Here is a 22,888-nt window from a genome sequence, read left to right on the forward strand (position 1 = left end):
CGTGAGAGACCTTCTTGCAGGAAAGCGCAGAAAAAGGAAGTCCGCTGTTGCTGGCATCAGCAGGATACAGCCAACCCGTTACCTGCCCGCCATGCTGTTGGCCCTGGGCGTCTGGGGCAACACGCTGGCCAGTTCATCAGTGAATGATCTGACCGCATTGGGGCAGCAACGGATTGAAGCCAATCAACAGGCACAGAAAACCATTGAGGCTATCGATGATGAGACGGACAGGATGGAAACCCGGTGGTTGCAACAGATGAAACAGCTGGAGGGGCTTAAGGTTTATAACCGGATTCTGCTGAATCAGGTGGATGAACAACAGCGGGAAATGGCCGAAATCAATGCGTCGATTGAACGGGCCGTGGATATTGAGCGACAGGTCATCCCCCTGATTGATCGTATGATCACAGGTTTGGAGCAGTTTATCCGACTGGATGTCCCTTTTCTGCCGTTAGAAAGGCGTCAGCGACTGGATAACCTGAAATCCATGTTGAATGACCCGGATGTCGCTACCGCTGATAAACTGGCGAATGTCTTTGCGGCCTACCGGGAAGAGAATAAATACGGCAGGACCATCGAGGCCTATCGGGGGGAAATGGTGCTGGATAATCAAACACTCCCGGTGGAGTTTCTGAGAATCGGGCGAGTTGCGCTGCTTTATCAGACGCCCGCAAAGGACCGGATGGGAGCCTGGAATCCCGGGCTGCGCCAATGGGTCTCCCTGAACCCTTCTGAATACCGCCGACAGATGCACAAGGGGTTACAGATCGCCCGCAAACAGACCGCTCCGGACTTGCTGGAAGTACCGGTTTTTCAGATTGAGTCTGTCAAAGCCTCTGCTGGAGGTCAATCATGATCCGTAGATTGCTAACCATTACATTAATAGTGCTGGCACCGTTGTTGCTATCAAAGGCGGCTATCGCCGAAACCACTGCCAATCATAATGGACAGCCTGTTCAGACTCAGCCATTAACCATGGAGGCGTTGTTACAGCAATTACAACAGGGTATGCAAAATGATCGTCAGCTTAACCAGCAGCGGTTGTTGCAATTCAGAAATGACAGAGCACTGCAGCAGGAAAAACTTCGGCTGCTGCAACAGGAGGTCACTGCGGTTGAGAAACAGGGGCGAACCCTGGAAGCAGAGTTTGACCAGAACAGTCAACAACTGGCGACGCTTAATGACACACTGTCGTTGAAGCTGGGAGCAATGAAGGCATTGTTTGGCTCGCTTCAGCAGGTAGCCAATGAAACCCGTGCAGACTTTGCTGACTCTCTGACCCAGGCCCAGTTTCCTGAACGGGATGGTTTTCTCAAAGCATTTTCTGAAAAGATGGGCAGTGCTACCCGCCTGCCAGACTTGCATGAGCTTGAGCGGCTCTGGTTTGAGTTGCAAAGGGAGATGGTCGAGTCGGGTAAAGTGGTGCGTTTTGATACTACCGTTAATCTGCCGGATAGTGGTCAATCCGTCGAGTCAGTGACCCGTATCGGATTGTTCAATCTGGTTCATAACGGCAGCTACCTCGCCTATGCCCCGGAAACAGGCCAGTTGATGACTTTGCCCCGCCAGCCCGATGACCGCTATCTGGACAAGCTGTCCAGTCTGGACGGTGCTCAACCATTGCCGCTCAATATTGCCATTGATCCCACCCGTGGGCAGCTGCTGACGATGCTGGTTGATGTGCCGGGGCTGGTGGATCGCATCGGGCAGGGGGGGGCTATTGGTTATGGCATTCTTGCCCTTGGGCTGCTGGCGCTGATCATCAGCCTTGAACGGTTTGTGTCGTTTTTCTGGCTGGGGAGAAAAGTCAACTGGCAACTGCGCCACAGGGAAACCCCGGTGGCTGACAATCCCCTTGGACGCCTGCTGCTGGGCTTCAGTCGCTATGGTCAACACTCTGCCGAGGCGCTGGAGCTGGGGCTCAGTGAGATTCTGACCTATGAGATACCGGCACTGAATCGTCGGCTGGTTCTGCTGAAAACCATTGCGGTCATTACCCCATTGATGGGCCTGCTTGGCACAGTCACCGGCATGATCATTACCTTTCAGGCCATTACCCTGTTTGGGACCGGGGATCCCAGGCTGATGGCCGGCGGCATTTCCCAGGCGTTGGTTACCACGGTACTGGGCTTGACCGTTGCCATTCCCACCATGCTACTGCACGCCCTGGTCAGTGGCAGGGCAAAAGCGCTGGCCCAGATTATGGAAGAGCAGGCGGCCAGCCTGATTACCGGGGTTTCTGACCGTCCGGTGTCGGCGACTGGTGAGTCTTTGGTCAAACGCGCCGGTAATGAACAGCCCAGCCGTCGTTATTCTGAAGAATTTGCCTGAGGAGGTCACGGATGTTCGATATGCCATGGTCGATGCTTCAGGATTTTCTTGACCAGGGTGGCCCGGTGCTGATGGTGATTGGCACGGTCACTGTCTTTCTTTGGAGCCTGATTCTGGACCGGGTGCTCTATCTGAAAAAATATCACCGTGCCATGGTACAGCAGGTGATTGCTGGCTGGCATGAGCACACACGGGGTTTGCCGAAAAGCGAGCAGCCGCTTCGCCGTCGCCTGACCCGGTGCACTATGGGCCGGGTTGACAGAAATATGCCATTGATAAAAACGATCATTGCCGTTTGCCCCCTGCTGGGTCTGCTGGGGACAGTGACCGGTATGGTGGAAGTGTTTGAAGTCATGTCAGTAGCAGGTACCGGCAATGCAAGAGCGATGGCTGCCGGTGTTTCCAGGGCCACCATTCCCACCATGGCCGGTATGGTGGTGGCGCTGTCGGGGCTGCTGGCGATGCTCTGGTTAAAGCAGCGTTGCAATAAAGAGCGGGACTACCTTAACCGGCAGCTGAGTCTGTCGCAGAACCAGGGCTCTGTACCAGCGATGGGCACAGGCTTGCGTGTGACTGACCAAGGGAGAGAAACGAGATGAGAAAGTTTGCCTGGCAGCAGGAGGAGGATCAGGAACTCAATATCGACATGACCCCCATGCTGGATGTTGTGTTTATCCTGCTGATATTTTTTATAGTGACAGCCAGTTTTATCAGGGAAACCGGTATTGAGGTGAATCGCCCACAGGCCTCAACCGGGAAGCAACAGGAAAGTGCCGCCATACTGGTGGCACTTGGGGCAGACGACACTTTCTGGATTGATGGGCGTCAGGTCGAGAGCCATAGCATCCGGGCCAATATCGAGCGATTGCACAGTGAGAATCCCCAGGGCACCCTGGTGATTCAAGCCGACAGAATGTCCCGTAATGAGGCATTGATTACGGTTATGGATGCGGCACGTGCTGCCGGGGTTGAGAACCTGGCCATTGCTACGCGGGAGGCCGGTTCCTGATGTTTCACCAGCAGGTCATCCAGCGAGGCAGCGGGTTATTGAATCTATCGACCCGTTTTTTTGCCCTGGTTCTGGCAGCACTTATTGCCTTATTACTTTTTTTGGGGATGAAAGCACTGATTTCCCCTTCGGAAAGTCATCTTGATCGACCGCCGGCCAGGGATATGCTGGATTTTGTGCGCGTTAAAACCGTTGAAAAAACAGTGGAAAAAAAACAGAAGGCAGCACCACCCGAAGCGCCGGTCATCCCTCCATCACCACCCATGCCTGCCTTTACCAGTGAGTTGCCAGCGCTTGAGCACATCCCCCTGCCATCGCCCACAGTAGCGCCCGGTATCGCCATGAATGATCTTGGGTTTAATCTGGGTGCTATGGAAGAAGCGGACTACCTGCCCATTGTTAAAGTGGCACCGGTCTACCCCGAGCGTGCCCTGAACCGTGGCATCGAAGGGCAGTGTACCGTTGAATATACCGTGAACCGGGATGGCTCGGTTCGTGATGTCGCCGTGATTGAGTCTCTGTGTGACAGCTGGTTGTTTCACAGGCCTTCTGTTCAGGCTGCCATTCGTTTTCGATATCAACCCAGAATGGTTGATGGTCAGGCGGTGGAGGTCTTTGGGCTTCGTAATCAGTTTACCTACCGGATACAGTGATGACCATGAAATGGGATTTACCACCGCATGTAAAACACACAACAGTCATGTTCTGGCTCAGGCTTTGCTGTTTTGTCGGGCTGTTGTCTGCAGTTTTTCCGATTGAGGCCAGCCCCGAAAATACTCACGCACTTTCTCAGCCAGTGTATAAAACTCTGGAAGTGGCCCGGGCCCATACGCTCAATGGTGCCTATGCTGAGGCGGGCCAGCTGATCGCCAGCCTGCAAAAAGACGACTCGCTGTCAGCCTATGAAAAAGCACAGGTATGGAATCTGGCAGGCTATGTGGATTACCTCCGTGGATTCATTCCCCGGGCGATCAGCGCCTATGAGGTGGTGTTGCAACAGGTAGATATTCCTGAGTCTTTGCTGATCAGCACCCATCGGACACTGGCACAACTCTGGTTTATGGAAGCCGGGTACCGTAAGGCACTGTCGTATGCTGAGCAAATCCGGTCTGCTGATGTTGCAGCGGATAGCCGTCATGTTGATAGCAGCCTTCAGGTCCTGATGGCTCACTGTCATTATCAGTTGTCTGACTATCGCAGGTCTGCTGCCTTGATTTCATCAGTTATTGAGCAAGCCGGTCAACCCGAAGAAAGCTGGCTGCAACTATTAAGAGCCAGCTATCAGGCTCAGAATGATTATGAAAAAACCGCCCGAGTGCTTGAGACTATGGTAGAACTTTTTGGCAAACCGGACTATTTCCTGGCACTGTCGGCAACCTACAGTCAGCTTGGGCAACAGGCCAGGCAGATCAGCCTGCTGGAAAGTCTCTATGAAAAACAACAGCTGACCAGTGCTTCTCATCTGAAAGCCCTGGGCATTCTCTATGTTCAGCAGGGCATGCCAGCAAAAGCTGCTGCGGTGCTGGGTTATGGCATCGACAGCAACCACCTTGAAGCGTCCGCAGAGAATCTGCGTCTTCTGGCACAGGCCTGGCTCCGGGCCCGGAATAATGACAATGCCATCAAGGTTCTGGTCAGGGCATCGTCGCTCCATAACGATAAAAAAAACGATCTTTTGCTGGCCAGGACCTTTCTGTCCATGGGTGATTGGGAGAGTGCGGCAACCCGTTTACAACGGGTGCTTGATAACCAGGGCAACAAAGACTCCGAAGTATGGCTACTGCTGGGCATGGCAAGGTTCCACCAAGGGGACTATGCCAGCGCTGAGTCGGCCTTTATCAATGCCCGTGACCGGGGAAAGGCATGGGTGCATAACTCAGCCCGGCAATGGCTCAGCCATGTGCAGGCTGAGCAGAAAAAGTCGATGACTGCAACGGCAGGTCTGGCAATGTAATTGACCACGTAACCGGATATTGAGCTGATTTAACCGGATTGCGCAATAAAACTGTAACAGCGATCACCTAATCTCTGTTTGCCAATAACGTTTTAATAACAATGCGTTTACCTGACGATGAGGGATAATCATGGAAGCCGGAACTTCAAAGTTACAGAACCATCGTGATTTTCATGAACAGCTGGAGTCGCTGGACGATCAGCCGGATAATGTCTCCGGCAACCGTGCTCTGGATGAGGTGGTAGAAAAAAGTCGGCGGAACTTTATGAAAGGTGGCCTGGGTCTGGCCATGGCAGGCTTTCTTGGCGGCTGTATGGGTACCACAGGGCAGAGCCATCATAGTCTCCGTGGCAGTTCTGCGGGTAATCTGCGACAGCCAGACATCGGATTCAAGCCAATTCCCATTGAACAGGACCCCATGTTCGATGCCATTAATGTGCCTGAAGGCTATACGGCCAGCGTCTTTTTTTCATGGGGTGATCCGGTAGAGAAAGGTGCCAGACCCTGGCGGCCAGATGGCAGCAACAGCTGGCGGGAGCAGATGAAGCAGGCAGGCCAGAATCACGATGGGATCTGGTTCTTCCCATTTGCGGACCAGCCGGACGACCATGGCCTGTTGGTCATGAATCATGAATACATTAATCCCACGCTTCATCCCAATGGTCTCACCATCACTGAAAACCAGCAGGGGTTTAAACAGCGCCCGGCGCATGAAGTGAAAAAGGAGATGGCGGCCCACGGTGTCAGTATTATCGAAGTTCGCAAGCAGTCGGATGGTCACTGGCAAAAAGTCAAAGATTCCCGCTATAACCGCAGGATCACCGGGTTTACCCCCATGGATCTGACCGGTGAAGTGGCCGGTACTGATTTTCTGAAAACCGTGGCAGACCCCGCTGGTCTTGAGGTGCTGGGCACTTTGAATAACTGCGCCATGGGCGTAACACCCTGGGGGACTTATCTCACCTGTGAAGAGAACTGGAAGAACTACTTTGTTAACCGTGATGCTGAAGATTATCAGCAACGCCCAGCTCACCAGCGTTATGGTGTGGCCCAGGACAAGAACAGTAAATACTATGCCTGGGAGTCAGTAGAACCCCGTTTTAATGCGACGCCTGACCACCATGCCGCTCATGGCGGTTATGTTAACGAACCCAACCGTTTCGGCTGGGTAGTGGAAATTGACCCTTTTTCGCCGGACAGTACCCCGAAAAAGCGCACCTCCATGGGGCGACTGGTCAGAGAGTGTTCAACACTTTCGCTGGGTGATGATGGTCGTATGGCCTTCTATTTTGGCGATGATACCCGTGGCGAATACGTTTATAAGTTTGTGCCGGATCAGGCCTATGAGCCGGGTAATCCAGCGGCTAACCGGGATATTCTGGACAATGGCACCCTTTATGTAGCGGTGTTCCATGATGATGGTCGTGGCGAGTGGCGGCCACTGGTGTTTGGTCACCATGGCCTCACCCGGCGCAATGGCTTTACCAGTCAGGCCGATGTTCTGGTGCACGCCCGTCGGGCCGCGGATATTCTGGGGGCGACAACCATGGATCGCCCGGAATGGGTTGCCGTGCATCCGCAGACCCGGGAAGTCTATGTCACGCTGACCAATAATAAGCACCGGGGCCAAAAAGAGGATCAACAAACCAATGCCGCCAACCCGCGGCAAGATAACCGCCATGGCCAGATCGTTCGCTTTACCGAGGCAAACGCAGATCCCACGGCCACCCATTTCAACTGGGAGATGTTTCTGCTGGCCGGTGATCGTCCCGGAGCGACACTGGCGGATGGCAGCCCGGTACCTGAACACTTCGTGGGAGATATCAAGGGCGATATTTTCTCTTCGCCGGATGGTATCTGGTTTGATTACCAGGGGCGTCTCTGGATTCAGACCGATTACGGTGACGATGAGGAACGCAACAGCAATATGGGCACCAATCAGATGCTCTGCTGCGATCCGGTCACCGCAGAAGTGAAACGCTTTCTGACAGGCCCGAGAGGGTGTGAAATCACTGGTGTGACCACCACGCCCGATGGCAAAGCCATGTGGGTTAATATCCAGCATCCAGCCATCAGCTTTCCGGCCAGTGATGGAATTACACGACCCCGGTCTAGTACTGTGCTGATTACCAGGGATGACGGTGGGGTGATTGGAACTTAATTGAACCGCGTTGCGTAATAAAAAGGGCGAATCCACTGATTCGCCTCCTTGTCTTCGACCGGCGGTGCAGAAAAAGGCCTTTATTACCTGCCAGCAGGAACTTTTTTCTGGCTTGGGCATCTACAGGGTTACCTCACGTTAAACGTCAGATTTTTCCATCCGATAGCGGCTTAACTATGAATATCAACTCAGGTGCAGGTTCGACGACCAACGTTGTTATTTCTTCTTCTGTAGCGAAGGATACTTTGACCTTGGCAAGTACCCTGTCAGGGCTTGCTTTCGGCTTTCTTGTAACCCGCCTCCCGGACGACGAAAATTTTCTGAATCGCGCCTTATATGTCGGCGCTTGTAGCGTTGCGGGGCACCTCATCGCCAAAACTGCCTATCACAGTTGTTCCGCCTTCTGGCAACGTGCTGTGGAAATTCGTGATACCGTATCCACGTATATCAATAACCCTGATATTACCCCCACCAGTCAGGATTCTCATATTGCCCGGGATAGCGGCTTAACTTTGAATACCAATTCAGATGCAGGTTCGACGACCAACGTTGTTATTTCTACCTCTGTAATGAAGGATACTTTGTCTTTGGCAAGTACCCTGTCAGGGCTTGCTTTTGGCTATCTTGTATTTGTTGTCTCGAACAAAGATAATTTTCTGAATCGTGGCTTATATTTGGGCGCTTGTGGCACTGCTGGATACCTCTTCGCACAAAGTGCCTGTCACGGTTGTACCGCCTTGTGGAAAGGCGCTGAGGTCATTCGTGCTACCGTATCCACGTATATGAATAACCTTGGTATTCCCCCCTTCAGTCAGGATTCTCATATTGTCCAGGCATTTACCTACGCCGGAGCCTGCTATAGCCTGCGTTACAGTCGTGTCCTCGAAGCTCCATTATTCATTCAATCAGTAGAGTCAATAGAAATGGCAAGACGTGCGCACTCTGGTCGCTATGATCCTCCTCCTTGCTGGCCTCCTCCTGGTGTTATGGACCGAATCAAGTCTGGCCCAAGCTCGGTCATGCTCGGTGCCGGTGCCGGATATCTGGTGGGAAAAGCGCTGGACTATACGGCAAAAGCAGCCTTTTCCGGTGCCAGAATGGCGGCTGAATGCCTTAGATCGATAACCACTGGCCGCTGAACAGGTAGACAGCCCCCTTTTGCTGACAAAACCCCTGTAATGCCAGCAGTAACCTTTTCCTGGCTTGTGCATCTACATGGTCGCCTTACGTAAAACGTCACATTCTTATATCTGAGAGGGACTTAACAATGGATATCAACTCAGGTACAGGCTCAACGACCAACGTTATTATTCCCACCTCTGTGATGAAGGATACTCTGTCTTTGGCAGGTACCATAACAGGACTTGCTTTCGGCTTTACTGTATTCGAGATCACGGTCGACGACAATTTTCTGAATCGCGCCTTATATGTGGGCGCTTCTGGCACTATGGGATACCTCCTCGCACAAGGTGCCTACCACGGTTGTACCGCCTTCTGGCAAGCTGCTGTGGAAATTCGTGATACCGTATCCACGTATATGGATCACCTTGGTATCACCCCCTTCATTCAGCAGGATTCTCATATTGTCCAGGCGTGTACCTATGCAGGAGCGCTCTGTGGCCTGGGTTGCAGTAGTGCCCTCACAATGCCATTACTGGTACTGGGTCCACCAGAAGAAGAAGAGTCCATACGTGCGAATCATCCTGATGCTTTGAACCGGGTCCTGTCTGGCACAGGCTCGGTCGTGGTCGGTGGAGGTGTTGGCTACCTGGTGGGTAAAGGGCTGGACTATACAGCAAAAGCAGCCTTTTCCGGTGCCGGAATGGCTGCAGAAGATTCTTCCATCCGATAATGGCTTAACTATGAATATCAACTCAGGTGCAGGTTCGACGACCAACGTTGTTATTTCTTCCTCTGTAGCGAAGGATACTTTGACCTTGGCAGGTACCCTGTCAGGGCTTGCTTTCGGTTTTCTTATAACCCGCTTCCCGGTCGACGACAGTTTTCTGAATCGCGCCTCATATGTCGGCGCTTGTAGCGTTGCGGGGCACCTCATCGCCAAAACTGCCTATCACAGTTGTGCCGCCTTCTGGCAACGAGCTGTGGAAATTCCTGATACAGTATCCACACATATCAATAACCCTGATGTTACCCCCACCAGTCAGGATTCTCATATTGCCCGGGATAGCGGCTCAACTGTGAATACCAATTCAGGTGCAGGTTCGACAACCGACTTTGTTATTTCTACCTCTGTAATCAAGGATACTTTGTCTGTGGCAGGTACCCTGTCAGGGCTTGCTTTTGGCTCTTTTGTATCTATGTTCTCGGACGACGACAATGTGCTGACTCATCGCGCATATTTGGGCGGTTGTGGCACTGCTGGATACCTCATTGCACAAAATGCCTATCACGGTTGTGCCGCCTTCTGGAAAGGCTCTGAGGTTATTCGTGCTACCGTATCCACGTGTATGAATAACCTTGGTATTACCCCCTTCAGTCCGGATTCTCATATTGTCCAGGCATTTACCTGCGCCGGAGCGTGGTATGGCCTGTGTTGCAGTAGTGCCCTCGAAGCTCCATTACTGATCCTATCAGAAGAGGCAATAGAAATAGAAAGACGTGGGCACTGGGGACGCAATTATGAGCCTCCTCCTTGCCTGGTTCCTCCTGATGCTATGAAGCGAATCAAGTCTGGCTCAGGCTCGGTCATGCTCGGTGCCGGTGTCGGATATCTGGTGGGAAAAACGCTGGACTATACGGCAAAAGCCGCCTTTTCCGGTGCCAGAATGGCGGCTGAATGCCTTAGATCGATAGCCACTGGTCGCTGAACAGGTAGACAGCCACCTGGCACGGGTGTAGCTGTGCACGCGCTGAAAATACTTTCATTACCTGCCAGCAGGAACCTTTTCCTGACTTGAGCATCTACATGGTCGCCTTACGTAAAACGTCACGTTCTTATATCTGAGAGGGACTTAACAATGGCTATCAACTCTGGTACAGGCTCAACGAACAACATTATTGTTTCTGCCTCAGTAATGAAGGATTCTCTTGCTTTGGCTGGTACCATGACAGGGCTGGCTTTCGGCCTTTATACAGCCCGCATCTCGGTCGACGACAATTTTCTGAATCGCGTCTTATATACGGGCGCTTATGGCTTTGCGGGAAACCTCCTCGGGCAAGTGGTCTATCACGGTTGTACCGCCTTCTGGCATGCTTCTGTGAAAATTCGTGATGCCGTATCCACGTATATGAATCACCTTGGTATCACTCCCTTCATTCAGCAGGATTCTCATATTGTCCAGGCGTGTACCTACGCAGGAGCGCTCTGTGGTCTGGGTTGCAGTAATGCCATCACAAGTCCATTAATGCTACTGGGGCCACCAGAAAAACATGCGGCCATACGTGCGAATCATCCTGGTGCTTTGAACCGAATCCTGTCTGGCACAGGCTCCGTCGTGGTTGGTGGAGGTGTCGGGTACCTGGTGGGAAAAGCGCTGGACTATACAACAAAAGCAGCCTTTTCCGGTGCCGGAATGGCTGCAGAACGTCTTGGTTTGACAACCACTGTGGGCGGGAGCCCTGACGAACAGACCAGGAATAATCCCAGCTGAGTTAACTGGCTAGTACATGGTTTCAATGAGTTTGACGGGTTGTCGTTATCATAAGCCTTGGCACTCCGTTCGTCCTGAAGCCTTTCGAAGGGCGCAAACTCCTGGCCATGATAGATCGTGCCAAACACCCTTCGACTCCGCTCAGGATGAACGGAGATGGTACACGTTCAATCTCATTGAAATGATGTACCAGGTAGATGATATAGCAAAGATCACCAGACGGAACCAAAGGATAAGAGTGCTTCAGCAGCGGGTAATGAATCTGTTACGATTCAATCCTGTAGAACCGGTTTTGCGACAACCTCGGGACCATGGGAATGAGTCCGGGTTGGCAAATTCTTAAAACCGGTTTATCCACTGGCAACATCAATATGGGCACCAATCAGATGCTCTGCTGCGATCCGGTCACTGCAGAAGTGAAACGCTTTCTGACTGGGTCGAGAGGGTGTGAAATCACCGCTGTGACCCCATGCCCGATGCAAAGCCATGTGGGTTAATATCCAGCATACGGCCATCAGCTTTCCGGCCAGTGATGGAAAAACACGACTGCGGTCGAGTACTGTGCTGATTACCAGAGATGATGGTGTTAATTTAAACGGGCTTTCGTTTTTAACATGGGCGAATCGAATGATTCGCCCTTTGTCTGTAACAGTCAAAAGAGAAGATCTGCAACTCACTTTCATAGACTGTCCGTATACTGAGTTAATATCTACAACGGTCAGTTAATATCTATAATGGAACAGAACAGTGGTTAGCAACCTCGGAGAAATTTGGTGGGAACAGCGTTATCGCAACGTTTTGATCGGTGGATCAGAAATGAGTTCAAAGCCTTAAATACTGAACTTGAGCATCTTTATTTTGCCCGGGAACACAGGGAAATTGTGCAGGGTGTTGGTTGTCACTTGAAAAGCGAGCTTGTTCAGCAGGGTAATGATTTTATCCGCCAGTTACTGCGTGAAGGCAATACCGATGAAGGTTTTGACAATGGTTTCGATCTGCTGGGAAGTGTCGGTTTCTTCCTTGCGGCCTGCCGCCGACATGAACTGCCCGGTATTATGGATACCTCAGACACCTCCCTGAAGGATGCATCAGCACTGGCAATGCAACTGGGGGCATCCCTGGGCGTGCACCCCCGATTTGCCTCCGCCCATCTCGAAACCCACAACAAAGCCATTGACGGGGTTTACAGAACCTTCACGTCACTGGAGGATGAACGGTGTTTTCTGGATTACAATACCCGGGGCGTATTTGCCTATATCAGGGCCTCTGAAGCCCTGTTGCACAGCCTGCCGCTGGGCATCTCCCACCCAGTCACCCGGGATCTTTTCGTGGCTGCCCGCCAGGCACTGGATGACGTTCTTGACAACAACACTGCCCTGTTTAATGTGTTAGACGTCGATCGTTTCTTTTATTGTGTGCGCCCCTATTACAAAACTCACCGGGTCGGCAGAAACGAATACCGTGGGGCCAATGCGGGGGATTTTGCCGGAATTAATGTGATCGATCTGCTACTGGGTGTCTGTCGGGCGGATGACCCATATTATTCGCAACTGTTGGTGGACAAGTTTCTGTTTATGCGCCCGGAAGATCAGTTATTGTTGCGGGACTGCATGCGCCGCAGGAGTCTGATGGATGAATTCCTGGCGACCCCGCAATCCAGCCATCACGAACAGTGGTATCAGGATAACCTCGGTGAGTTTCTCGCCGTTTGCGAAGCCCATGGAAAAACGGCCATTCAGCACCATGAACAATTGGTAAAACACTTCGTCGTCAAGCCCGCCAACGACAACGCCCTGAGTGAAAAACAGGATATAACCGCCAGCGGGCCGCCACTGCAGGTATTGATCGCGGCGCTGAAAAAACTCCACGACCTGCGCACTGCGGCCAACAGGGACGATATTGCAACCCGTTACCAGGACGTGCAAACTCTGCTCTCCTCGTTAACCACTGTTGCCGGAGGGAGCCATGCATAACCAGCGGTTTGCTCCGGCACAGGGTATCTATCTGTTAAACCACTCTGTCGGGCGTTTGCCGGTTACAACCCGAAGTGCGGTTGAACGTCACTTTTTTGCAGCGTGGGAACAGGGTGAACCGGATGCCTGGGGTGACTGGATAACGGTGTTTGATCAATTCCGTGGCGAGTTGGCCACCCTGTTGAATGGCAGGGAGGATCAGTTCTGTCCCCAGGTAAATCTGTCCAGCGGATTGTCCAAGTTACTGATGAGCCTGCCTGAACCGGGCCCGCGAAACACCCTGTTGCTGACAGAAAATGACTTTCCATCCATGGGGTTTGTGATGCAGCAGGCTGAGCGTGCCGGGTACCGGGTGCGCTTTATGCCTAAGTCGGTGAATCCGCTGGACATTGATCAATGGTCCGATTTCATGACCGGCGATGTGTGCGCCGTCCTGGTGACTCATGCCCACTATAATACTGGCCGACTGACGCCCGTGGCCGCAATCACGGCACTGGCCAGAGAACGGGAAATCCTTGCCATTGTGGACATTTCCCAGTCCGCCGGGGTGGTACCGATAGACCTGGCCATATGGCAGACCGATGTGGTTCTGGGTTCCTGCGTGAAGTGGCTGTGCGGTGGCCCTGGTGCCGGGTTTCTGTGGATTAATGATGAGATTCTTGATCACCTGAACCCCATGGATGTGGGTTGGTTTTCCCATCAGAACCCTTTTGAATTTAACATTAAACACTTTCAATATGCCGACAATGCTTCGCGATTCTGGGGCGGGACGCCCTCGGTTCTGCCCTATATTGTCGCTACCAGCGGCATTCGCACACTGAATGAAATCGGAGTGGGGCAGATCCGGACACATAACCTGGCGCTGACCCGGAGCATCATGGAAAGTGTTCCTGAGAGCAGTGTCGTCACTCCCCTGGAGGCAGAGAACAGGGGGGGGACCCTGGTGCTTGACTTTGCTAACCAGGCGCAGGTGTCGGAAGCACTGAAGTCAGCCCGGGTGCAGTTTGATGTCCGGTCCATGGGCATGCGACTTTCGCCCCATATCTACAATACAGCCGACGAGATCAACGAGGTTATAGCCACAATTCAACATACCATTTAAAACCTCAGAAAAGTAAAGTGAGTAAGAGTTCACCTGCCAACAAAACGCTGATTGATTCGGGACGGCCTGATTCGCTGCCAACCGACAACAGAGACCCGTCCCTGTTCGGTGGTGCCTGTATCATTGCCAGTGTCTGTGTCGGGGCCGGAATGCTGGGGCTGCCAATTGCCGGGGCTGGTGCCTGGACGTTCTGGTCGATTCTGACCATTATTATTACCATGCTGGTCATGACCGTCTCCGGCTGGATGTTACTGGAGGCATTCAAACACTATGACCTGAAAGTCTCCTTTAACAGCGTTACCCGGGACCTGTTGGGGAGAAAAGTTAACGTTATCAACAATATTACCGTTTACTTCGTTGCCGGTATCCTTCTCTATGCCTACATCACGTCTTCAGGACTTGTTTTTCATAAGCTGCTGGGCCTGAACAGCAAAATCGCTGCCATTATATTTGTACTTCTTTTTTCTGCCCTGGTCTGGCACTCCACACGGGCCGTTGACCGTATCTCTGTGTTCCTGGTCACACTGATGGTATTGAGTTTTACCTATGGGGTTTCCGGCTTGGCTGCCAATGTGGATATGGCCGTTCTTTTTGACTCACTCGGTACAGATGACCGTTATGCCCCTTACGCCATGGCCCTGCTGCCTGTGGCCCTCACTTCCTTTGGTTATCATCACTCGGTGTCGTCCATACGGGCCTATTATGGTGACGAGAGCAAGGCCGGATATGCCATTCTCGGTGGTACCTCCATCGCCCTTGCGCTCTATGTGTTTTGGCTGATCAGCATTTTTGGCAACTTGCTTCGCTCTGATTTCGGTGCTGTGATTGCACAGGGCGGGAATGTGGATGTGCTGTTAAACGCCCTGGGCTCAGCGACTGTCTCCCAAAACGTCACCAGTGCCCTCAATGTTTTCTCAATGGCGGCCATTATCTCTTCATTTGTTGGCGTTGGCCTTGGTTTATTTGATTTTCTGGCAGATCTTTTCGGGTTTGAGGATACCAGCACAGGGCGCACGAAAAGCTGGCTGGTGACCTTTATCCCCCCCCTGCTGCTGTCGCTGTTGTTTCCCTTTGGCTTTGTGATTGCCATTGGCTACGCTGGCGCTGCTGCAACGGTATGGACTTGCATTATTCCGGCATTGCTGGTGCATAAATCCCGGAAAAGACTTGAGCAGGGCACAGGCTATAAAGCACCGGGAGGCTCAGTGATGATTTATTTGACCGTGGCGTTCGGGGTGTTAACCGCTGCGTTTCATTTTCTCTCCATGTTGGGGAGAGTGCCGGTGTTCAATGGCTGACAGGAGTGGTTAAGGAATTGTCCTGAAATAATTTCCACATTTCCAATGTTGCCCGGTAAAGAGAAAAACCTTGCCACGGAGACACGGAGGCACGGAGAAAAGAAAAAATCTTTTCCTCTGTGACTCCGTGTCTCCGTGGCAAAAAGAGGAAGTTATTTCGCAACAAATCCTTAGAAGACTGAATTTGTATAACAGTCTTGGGGACGAGGTGTCTGTGTATCTATACCAGAGCATGTCTGTACTAACCCGGTAGCATCTCTTGGTGGTAATCTACCTGCTTAAAACCTGTGTCTGACTTTTTTCTATAGGTGTTTTTCTTTCATGCCCCGTTATGCTGCCAGTGTTCAATACGATGGCTCCCGTTTTTTTGGTTGGCAAATTCTTAAAACCGGTTTGCCTACTGTGCAGGCTGCTGTAGAAGCTGCACTGTCAAAAGTGGCTAACCATCCTGTTGCCGTTGTCTGTGCAGGAAGAACCGATGCCCGGGTTCATGGCTGTAACCAGATTATTCATTTTGATACGGATGCCGTTCGTACAGAGCGGGGCTGGGCTTATGGTGCTAATGCCAATTTGCCGGATGACGTGGCCGTAAACTGGGTGAAGCCGGTTTCTGATGACTTTCATGCCCGCTTTTCTGCCCTGTGGCGACGTTATCGTTACGTTATTTATAACCATCCCATTCGGCCAGCACATCTCTCCAAAGGGGTGACCTGGAACTATCGGCCGCTGGATGTTGAGCGCATGAAGGCGGCGGCAGAGTGCCTGGTGGGCGAACATGATTTTACCTCTTATCGTGCGATTCAGTGTCAGGCAAAGAACCCGGTCAGGCATGTGACCCGGCTGGATATCTCTCGGCACGGACCGCTGATTGTTATTGATGTGCAGGCCAATGCGTTTTTGCATCATATGATTCGTAATTTTGCCGGGGTGTTAATGGCGGTGGGTTGCGGCAAACGTGAGCCCGGCTGGGCAAAAGAGGTGCTGGATGCCCGGGATCGTGCCCAGGGTGGGGTAACCGCTTCGCCCTGTGGGCTTTATTTTGTCGATGCCGGATACGATAAGGTGTTTGGACTGCCGGCCAGTGAATCGAACCCGCACTTTATTGCGCCATTAATTCCGTTGTGAATTGGCACCTTTTCCGGAATCAAGTGCAGTAATCACCGAAATGTTCTGATAAGATCAACGATCGCTCAGGGGTTGCCTATCCTTTCGCATTGATCTTCGGCAGTACAGTGTGAAAGCACCTTCAAGCCCTTACCCTGTGGTTGGCTCTGTGTTCGTTTCCAGACGCAGGGCGTGGGAAAGAGAACACCGGGAAATGGAAGTATCTCCTCGTATAAAAATCTGCGGAATTACCCGTGTTGACGATGGTCTGATCGCCGCTGACAGCGGGGCGGATGCCATCGGTCTGGTGTTTTACCGGAAAAGCCGTCGTTGCGTCACGGTTGAGCAGGCCGTGGAGATTGTCCGGGCTCTGCCGCCGTTTGTCTCAGTGGTTGGGCTGTTTGTCGACGCCTCTGATGAGCTGATTCAATCGGTTCTGGACGCGGTTCCTCTTTCACTTCTGCAATTTCATGGCACTGAACCGGAAATCGAGTGCGCCCGCTGGGGGGTACGTTATATGAAGGCTTTCCGTGTTCGTCCGGATATTGCCGTGGCCGACATGGTGGCCCCCTATACCAGTGCCTGTGGCTACCTGCTGGACAGTTATAAGCCCGGGGAGGTGGGTGGTACCGGTGAGTCTTTTGACTGGGATTTGATACCCCATGAGCTGAATAAACCGATGGTGCTGGCCGGAGGTCTGAGTCCTGACAATATTGCTCAGGCAGTGAACAGGGTTCGACCCTATGGAGTTGATGTCAGCAGTGGCGTAGAGAGTCAGCCTGGCATTAAGGATCACGATAAAATCAAAGCCTTTATCAAGGCGGCAGGAAGATGATGGTCGATCAAGAAATTTCTGAGTCCCCCGTTCTTTCTTCTGAAGAACACAAGTACGATCAACCGGATTTAATGGGGCATTTTGGCCGTTACGGTGGACGTTTCGTGGCCGAAACCCTGATGGGTGCGCTGGAAGACCTTGACCGCACCTGGCGTGAGCTCTGGCAGGACAAGACCTTTCAGGAAGATTTTGATCGTGACCTGGCTGACTTTGTTGGCCGTCCTTCACCGCTCTATTTTGCTGAGCGATGGACTCAGGCGCTGGGTGGCGCAAAGATCTACCTGAAGCGTGAAGACCTCAATCATACCGGTGCCCACAAAATCAATCACGCGGTTGGCCAGGCGCTGCTGGCCAAACATATGGGGAAAACCCGGATTATTGCCGAAACCGGTGCCGGTCAGCACGGTGTTGCCTCGGCGACGGTGGCCGCCCGCCTTGGGTTGGAGTGTGTGGTTTATATGGGGGCCAAGGACGTAAAACGTCAGGCATTGAACGTCTATCGCATGAAACTTTTGGGAGCTACCGTGGTGCCGGTAGAAACCGGGTCCCAGACGCTGAAAGACGCGATTAATGAAGCGCTCAGGGATTGGGTAGCACGTCCTGAAGATACCTTCTATCTGTTGGGCACAGTTTGTGGCCCTTCACCCTATCCTGAAATGGTGCGTAATCTGCAGAGTATTATTGGCCGGGAAGCCCGTCGGCAGATTCTGGAAAAGGAAGGACGCCTGCCGGATGCCCTGGTTGCCTGTGTGGGTGGTGGTTCCAATGCCATGGGGCTGTTCCACGAATTTATCCAGGATACAGACGTTAAGCTGTACGGTGTTGAAGCGGCAGGGCACGGTGTGGATACCGATAAGCATGCGGCCCGGATGAGTTCCGGCCGCCCGGGCGTTCTGCAGGGCGCAAGAACCTATCTGATGACCAACGAACATGGCCAGATTATTGAGAGCCACTCTGTGTCGGCCGGATTGGACTATCCGGGGGTTGGGCCAGAACATAGTTACCTGAAAGATATCGGCCGTGCACAATACCCGGCGGCAACGGATGAAGAGGCCCTGGCGGCCTTTCGCAAGCTGACCCGCCTGGAAGGCATTATGCCAGCGCTGGAAAGTGCCCATGCCCTGGCCTGGATTGATAAACTGGCACCCACGATGGACAAAGACCAGATCATTATCTGTAACCTGTCTGGTCGTGGTGATAAGGATATTCATACGGTTGCTGCCCTTGACGGGATAGAAAGTGGCCTCGAAGTATAAGGTGGGCACAGCATGAGTCGTGAAATAAACAGAATCAAAGCCCGCTTTGAAACCTTGCAGGGGCGTGAACGTAAAGCACTGATACCCTACATTCTTGCCGGTGACCCTCCGGGCAAGACCGTCGAGGTCATGCACCAGCTGGTGGACCATGGGGCGGATATGATTGAGCTGGGCTTTCCCTTCTCGGACCCGGTGGCGGATGGACCGGTGATTGCCCAGGCCCATGAGCGGGCGGTATCACAAGGTGTTACATTGCATGACGTTTTTGCAATGGTTTCTGAATTCCGGGAAAGGGATAATGACACACCGATTATCCTGATGGGCTATCTCAATCCGGTAGAGATTATGGGCTACCAGCGGTTTGTTGAGTTGGCCAGTCAGGCGGGTGTTGACGGTGTGCTGATGGTGGATCTGCCACCGGAAGCCGCAGGTGATTTACTGGATATGCTGCATGACCGTGGTATTGACATGATCAACCTGATTACCCCGACCACATCCGATGAACGAATTGCCAAGATCTGCCGAGTTGCCAGTGGTTATCTCTATTATGTATCCCTGAAAGGGGTAACCGGTGCGGCAACCTTGAATACGGCAGAAGTTGAAGAGCGGGTCAACCACATCCGGCGTTTTGCTGATGTTCCGGTGTGTGTTGGCTTTGGTATCCGTGATGGTGCCTCGGCTGCCGCCATTGGGCGAATGGCAGACGGCGTTATTGCGGGCAGTGTGCTGGTCTCTGAGCTGGCTCAGTATGGCAATGAGGGACAGGCCTCCATTGACCGCGTTGCCAGCCGAATTGCCGAAATGCGCTCAGCTATGGACGATGACAGGACGAATGAATGAGCAACTGGTTAGTCGATAAACTGATTCCATCGTTATCACGCGCTACTATTGCGCAGAAAAGCAGCAGTGTGCCAGAAGGGCTTTGGCGCAAGTGCGTGAAGTGTGAGGCCTTTCTCTATCGCCCCGAGTTGGATAGAAACCTGGGTGTTTGTCCCAAATGCCAGCATCATATGCGAATCAGTGCCCGCACGCGACTGGATTACTTTCTTGACAAGGAAGGAAAGGCAGAGCTGTTTGCTGACCTTGAGCCCAATGACCGCTTGAAGTTTCGCGACACTAAAAAGTACCGTGATCGACTGGCAACGGCGCAAAAGCAGACCGGCGAAAAAGATGCCCTGGTTGCCATGCGTGGTACCGTCGAGGAGATTCCGGTTGCTGCCGTTGCCTTTGAGTTTTCTTTTATGGGTGGCTCCATGGGGTCGGTGGTCGGGGAAAAGTTTGCCCGTGCTGCCGAGTTGTGCCTGGCAGAGAAGATGCCGCTGATCTGTTTTTCAGCCAGTGGCGGTGCACGAATGCAGGAAGCCCTGTTTTCCCTGATGCAGATGGCGAAAACCAGTGCGGCCCTGGAAAGAATGCGCCAGGCGGGTATTCCTTATATCTCTGTGATGACTGATCCGGTGTACGGTGGTGTTTCTGCCAGTCTGGCCATGCTCGGTGATATCAATATGGCTGAGCCCGGTGCCCTGATAGGTTTTGCCGGTCCCAGGGTGATTGAACAGACCGTCCGGGAAAAGCTGCCGGAAGGCTTCCAGCGCAGTGAATTCCTGCTGGATCACGGTGCTATTGATATGATTGTTTCCCGTTCTGATTTGCGATCCACTATCGCCAGGCTTTGCCGGAAAATGCAGGGCAGGCCGGATGCTGATGTGGAACTTGCTGATCCTGCAGAAGAAGTTGCCTGATCCCACCTTATTTTTATCTCTCTCATTCCCACGCTGTCAGGCCCTGAGGGTCCTGCGTGGGAATGCATACGTCTGGAGATGTGACGTTGTCCTCTGTTGAAAAGAAAGAAAAAAGCCTTGCACAGTGGTTAACCTGGATGGAAGAAACTCGTCCGGAGCATGAAATCGACTTTGGGCTGGACCGGATTCGGCTGGTGGGTGACCGATTGGATTTGCTCAAACCCGCGCCGTTCGTTATTACCGTGGGCGGCACCAATGGCAAAGGCTCGACGCTGGCTGTTCTTGAAGCTGTTCTGCTGGCTGCTGGTTACAAGGTAGGTCTATTTACATCACCTCATTTTCTCAAGTTTAACGAAAGAATTCGCATTAATGGCGAACAAGTCAGTGATGACTGGCTATGTGATGCTTTTGAGAAGATAAATGAAGGTCGAAAAACGACATGGCTAACCTATTTTGAATTTGCCACCCTGGCCGCCGTGGACTGCTTTAAAAGGGCGGAGGTGGATGTGGCGCTGATGGAAGTTGGCCTGGGTGGGCGACTGGATGCTACCAATGTGATTGACCCGGATGTGTCGGTAATTACCACGGTGGCGCTCGATCATCAGGAATACCTTGGTTTTAGCATTGAAGCGATTGCCAAAGAGAAGTCAGGAATATTTCGTGCCGGTAAACCTGCAATTTTTGGGGATTGGCCAGTGCCGCAGGCAATCACTGACATGGCTGAGCGTCTTGGTAGTGCCCTGTATTGCAGGGGAGAGGCGTTTAACCTGGCAAGGTCGGGTAATACATGGCATTGGTCAGGTAGTGAAAATCAAAAGCTGGAAAATCTGCCTGTTCCCAATGTGGTGATTGATAATGCAGCGACGGCATTGCAGGCGCTGCAATTTATGCCAGAACCTATTGCCATTGAGGCTATTCGAAAAGGCTTGTCACAGGTATCGGTTACCGGACGGTTCCAGAAGCTGATGATGGAAAATGCGTCAGGTGAGTCAATCGATGTGGTGCTGGATGTTGCCCACAATCCTCAGGCTGCAGAAATGCTCGGGCAGCGTCTGGATGAGTCTCCGGCAGAAGGTAAGACACGAGCAGTGTTTGCCATGTGTAAAGATAAGGATTATATGGCGGTTGTTGACTGCGTGAGTGACAATGTCGATGAGTGGTACGTTGCTCAGTTTGAGTCTCCAAGGGCGTTGCCTGAACAAGAGCTGGCGCAGAAGTTGGTTGATCGAGGGTATTCAGTTAATCGCTATCACAATGTTGCTGAAGCACTGCATCATGCTTTAGCAAGCTCAACTTCTGGAGACAGGGTGCTGGTTACGGGATCGTTTATGACGGTATCTGCTGCCTTGACCAGCAGCCACTGAGTACAAGGTTTCAGTGTAATTGCTCAAATATCAGGCCAGAATTGTTCATCCATAATCTGTTCGTAGGTCCATGGGCATGAGTCTGGAAAATGTTCCTTGCTGATGCCGGTTTCCTTAAAGGCAGAAATCCGTGCCGCCGGATAGGCATCGACCATCGCATCATTAATCTTTGGCTTTAACCCAGGGCTTTCTTTAATCAATTTCCGAATGCGAAATCGCTGCTCTTCAATAGATCCCTGCCAGCTACTGCTACGGTGTCCAGGTTGATAGACCCACTGAAGCAGATGCATCAGCAGAATATCCAGCCGGTGACTCAATTGCCGGTATTCGCTTCTGCCCATGCTTTCAATTTCCTCAAGGATATTGTCCAAATCCAGTTCTCCCAGTCTGCCCTGACGAATAAGTTCTGCCTGCTGCTGTGTCCAACTGTAAAAATCCGCTTCGTATAATGGTTCAGTCATACTGATAAGTCCCTTCGGTATTGCGCGCTTAATTGTTGTAGGTTTAGTTGGAATTCGCTTAAGATGCAATGAGTTTCAGGAATTAACCTTTAATTGACTTCCCGCCATCTGTGCAGGGATGAACACTGTTTATCTATCATTATGGAGCGTATCTTGGGCGAGGGACTTAAGCAAAGACTAATAGGTGCTGTGGTATTGCTGGCCTTATTGATCATTCTCGCGCCCGCGCTTTTCAGGGGAGGGGAGACTCATCCGCTGGTCACCTCCAGACCTTCCCCGGAAGCCCCTAAGCTTGAATCCCCTCCAGTGCCTGCATTTGTTGACCAGCTGGATATTCCCCCGGATGTTGTTGAAGTGGTGCCTTCCTCCACTGAAACTGTGTTCGAGCCAGAAAGTGATCGTACTGAAAAAGCCACAGGTGTGGACGAATCAGGGCACCTGAAAGCCTGGTCTCTCCAGTTGGCAACCTTTGCGGATAAAAACAATGCCCGCAACCTGGAAAAACAGCTAAAGACTAAAGGGTATAGTGCTTTTCAGAAGAAAATTTCTACAGAGACAGGCAAGGTTTTTTATCGGGTCTACATAGGGCCGGAAGTAAGGCCGGATGAACTTCAGCAGCTAAAGGTTACCATCATGAAAGAGTTAGGGCTTGAGGGTATACTGGTTCGCTATGTTCCATAATAGGCC

The 22,888-nt window shown here is 52.2% G+C and carries 23 protein-coding genes; 21 read left to right on the forward strand and 2 right to left on the reverse strand.

What is annotated here, in order from left to right:
* Position 1 precedes the first annotated feature (1 nt).
* The 11 genes from J7438_RS05460 to J7438_RS05510 all read left to right on the forward strand — a co-directional run bounded on the left by J7438_RS05460 (position 2) and on the right by J7438_RS05510 (position 11,066).
* Entirely contained in the window at positions 2-856 is an 855-nt protein-coding gene (locus J7438_RS05460) for a DUF3450 domain-containing protein (protein ID WP_209275737.1), read from the forward strand.
* Positions 853-2,331: a MotA/TolQ/ExbB proton channel family protein gene (locus tag J7438_RS05465; RefSeq protein ID WP_209275738.1), complete on the forward strand. Its 1,479-nt coding sequence runs from the start codon at positions 853-855 to the stop codon at positions 2,329-2,331. Before J7438_RS05460 ends, J7438_RS05465 begins: the two co-directional genes overlap by 4 nt.
* Positions 2,332-2,342: 11 nt before the next feature.
* Positions 2,343-2,930, forward strand: coding sequence for a MotA/TolQ/ExbB proton channel family protein (locus J7438_RS05470; protein ID WP_209275739.1), 588 nt, complete (start codon positions 2,343-2,345; stop codon positions 2,928-2,930).
* The gene (locus J7438_RS05475) at positions 2,927-3,340 is read left to right on the forward strand and encodes an ExbD/TolR family protein (protein ID WP_209200111.1); all 414 of its coding nucleotides are present in this window, start codon (positions 2,927-2,929) and stop codon (positions 3,338-3,340) included. The genes J7438_RS05470 and J7438_RS05475 overlap by 4 nt, the downstream gene beginning before the upstream one ends.
* Positions 3,340-3,993 (forward strand): energy transducer TonB, encoded by a 654-nt coding sequence (locus J7438_RS05480; RefSeq protein ID WP_209275740.1) that lies wholly within the window; start codon positions 3,340-3,342, stop codon positions 3,991-3,993. The genes J7438_RS05475 and J7438_RS05480 overlap by 1 nt, the downstream gene beginning before the upstream one ends.
* Positions 3,993-5,294 (forward strand): tetratricopeptide repeat protein, encoded by a 1,302-nt coding sequence (locus J7438_RS05485; protein ID WP_209275741.1) that lies wholly within the window; start codon positions 3,993-3,995, stop codon positions 5,292-5,294. The genes J7438_RS05480 and J7438_RS05485 overlap by 1 nt, the downstream gene beginning before the upstream one ends.
* A 130-nt stretch (positions 5,295-5,424) precedes the next feature.
* On the forward strand, positions 5,425-7,455 hold the full coding sequence (locus tag J7438_RS05490) for a PhoX family protein (RefSeq protein WP_209275742.1): 2,031 nt from the start codon (positions 5,425-5,427) through the stop codon (positions 7,453-7,455).
* Positions 7,456-7,631: 176 nt separating this feature from the next.
* Complete coding sequence (locus J7438_RS05495) at positions 7,632-8,594, forward strand: hypothetical protein (RefSeq protein WP_209275743.1); 963 nt, start codon at positions 7,632-7,634, stop codon at positions 8,592-8,594.
* 128 nt (positions 8,595-8,722) lie between these two features.
* Positions 8,723-9,307 (forward strand): hypothetical protein, encoded by a 585-nt coding sequence (locus tag J7438_RS05500; protein ID WP_209275744.1) that lies wholly within the window; start codon positions 8,723-8,725, stop codon positions 9,305-9,307.
* Between the two features lie 10 nt (positions 9,308-9,317).
* The gene (locus tag J7438_RS05505; RefSeq protein ID WP_209275745.1) at positions 9,318-10,283 is read left to right on the forward strand and encodes a hypothetical protein; all 966 of its coding nucleotides are present in this window, start codon (positions 9,318-9,320) and stop codon (positions 10,281-10,283) included.
* 150 nt (positions 10,284-10,433) lie between these two features.
* On the forward strand, positions 10,434-11,066 hold the full coding sequence (locus J7438_RS05510; protein WP_209275746.1) for a hypothetical protein: 633 nt from the start codon (positions 10,434-10,436) through the stop codon (positions 11,064-11,066).
* Positions 11,067-11,416: 350 nt separating this feature from the next.
* Here the strand turns inward: J7438_RS05510 and J7438_RS05515 are convergent, their stop codons facing one another.
* The gene (locus tag J7438_RS05515; RefSeq protein WP_209275747.1) at positions 11,417-11,722 is read right to left on the reverse strand and encodes a hypothetical protein; all 306 of its coding nucleotides are present in this window, start codon (positions 11,720-11,722) and stop codon (positions 11,417-11,419) included.
* A 117-nt stretch (positions 11,723-11,839) separates the two neighbouring features.
* Here J7438_RS05515 and J7438_RS05520 point away from each other — a divergent pair, with 117 nt between their 5' ends.
* From J7438_RS05520 to folC, 9 genes are all read left to right on the forward strand, one after another.
* Positions 11,840-13,039, forward strand: a complete 1,200-nt coding sequence (locus tag J7438_RS05520) for a PrnB family protein (protein WP_209200118.1) — start codon at positions 11,840-11,842, stop codon at positions 13,037-13,039.
* Complete coding sequence (locus J7438_RS05525) at positions 13,032-14,141, forward strand: aminotransferase class V-fold PLP-dependent enzyme (protein ID WP_209275748.1); 1,110 nt, start codon at positions 13,032-13,034, stop codon at positions 14,139-14,141. Before J7438_RS05520 ends, J7438_RS05525 begins: the two co-directional genes overlap by 8 nt.
* Before the next feature lie 17 nt (positions 14,142-14,158).
* Positions 14,159-15,439 carry an aromatic amino acid transporter gene (locus J7438_RS05530; protein WP_209275749.1) on the forward strand — a complete coding sequence of 427 codons (1,281 nt, stop codon included), beginning with the start codon at positions 14,159-14,161 and terminating at the stop codon, positions 15,437-15,439.
* Between the two features lie 321 nt (positions 15,440-15,760).
* Positions 15,761-16,564 carry a tRNA pseudouridine(38-40) synthase TruA gene (truA, locus tag J7438_RS05535; protein ID WP_209200121.1) on the forward strand — a complete coding sequence of 268 codons (804 nt, stop codon included), beginning with the start codon at positions 15,761-15,763 and terminating at the stop codon, positions 16,562-16,564.
* A gap of 109 nt (positions 16,565-16,673) precedes the next feature.
* Entirely contained in the window at positions 16,674-17,378 is a 705-nt protein-coding gene (locus tag J7438_RS05540; RefSeq protein ID WP_353620096.1) for a phosphoribosylanthranilate isomerase, read from the forward strand.
* A 71-nt stretch (positions 17,379-17,449) separates the two neighbouring features.
* Complete coding sequence (gene trpB, locus J7438_RS05545) at positions 17,450-18,634, forward strand: tryptophan synthase subunit beta (protein WP_286196429.1); 1,185 nt, start codon at positions 17,450-17,452, stop codon at positions 18,632-18,634.
* Between the two features lie 12 nt (positions 18,635-18,646).
* Positions 18,647-19,474, forward strand: coding sequence for a tryptophan synthase subunit alpha (gene trpA / locus J7438_RS05550; RefSeq protein WP_286196422.1), 828 nt, complete (start codon positions 18,647-18,649; stop codon positions 19,472-19,474).
* Complete coding sequence (gene accD / locus J7438_RS05555; RefSeq protein ID WP_209275750.1) at positions 19,471-20,376, forward strand: acetyl-CoA carboxylase, carboxyltransferase subunit beta; 906 nt, start codon at positions 19,471-19,473, stop codon at positions 20,374-20,376. Before trpA ends, accD begins: the two co-directional genes overlap by 4 nt.
* Before the next feature lie 62 nt (positions 20,377-20,438).
* Positions 20,439-21,740 (forward strand): bifunctional tetrahydrofolate synthase/dihydrofolate synthase, encoded by a 1,302-nt coding sequence (folC, locus tag J7438_RS05560; RefSeq protein ID WP_209275751.1) that lies wholly within the window; start codon positions 20,439-20,441, stop codon positions 21,738-21,740.
* A gap of 23 nt (positions 21,741-21,763) precedes the next feature.
* On the opposite strand, the gene J7438_RS05565 is transcribed toward folC, so the two are convergent.
* Positions 21,764-22,201 (reverse strand): DUF29 domain-containing protein, encoded by a 438-nt coding sequence (locus J7438_RS05565; RefSeq protein WP_209275752.1) that lies wholly within the window; start codon positions 22,199-22,201, stop codon positions 21,764-21,766.
* 141 nt (positions 22,202-22,342) lie between these two features.
* Here J7438_RS05565 and J7438_RS05570 point away from each other — a divergent pair, with 141 nt between their 5' ends.
* Positions 22,343-22,882 (forward strand): SPOR domain-containing protein, encoded by a 540-nt coding sequence (locus J7438_RS05570; protein ID WP_209275753.1) that lies wholly within the window; start codon positions 22,343-22,345, stop codon positions 22,880-22,882.
* Positions 22,883-22,888: the final 6 nt, after the last annotated feature.

It is taken from the genome of Thalassotalea sp. G20_0 (genome assembly GCF_017744175.1).
Lineage (GTDB): Bacteria > Pseudomonadota > Gammaproteobacteria > Pseudomonadales > Endozoicomonadaceae > Endozoicomonas.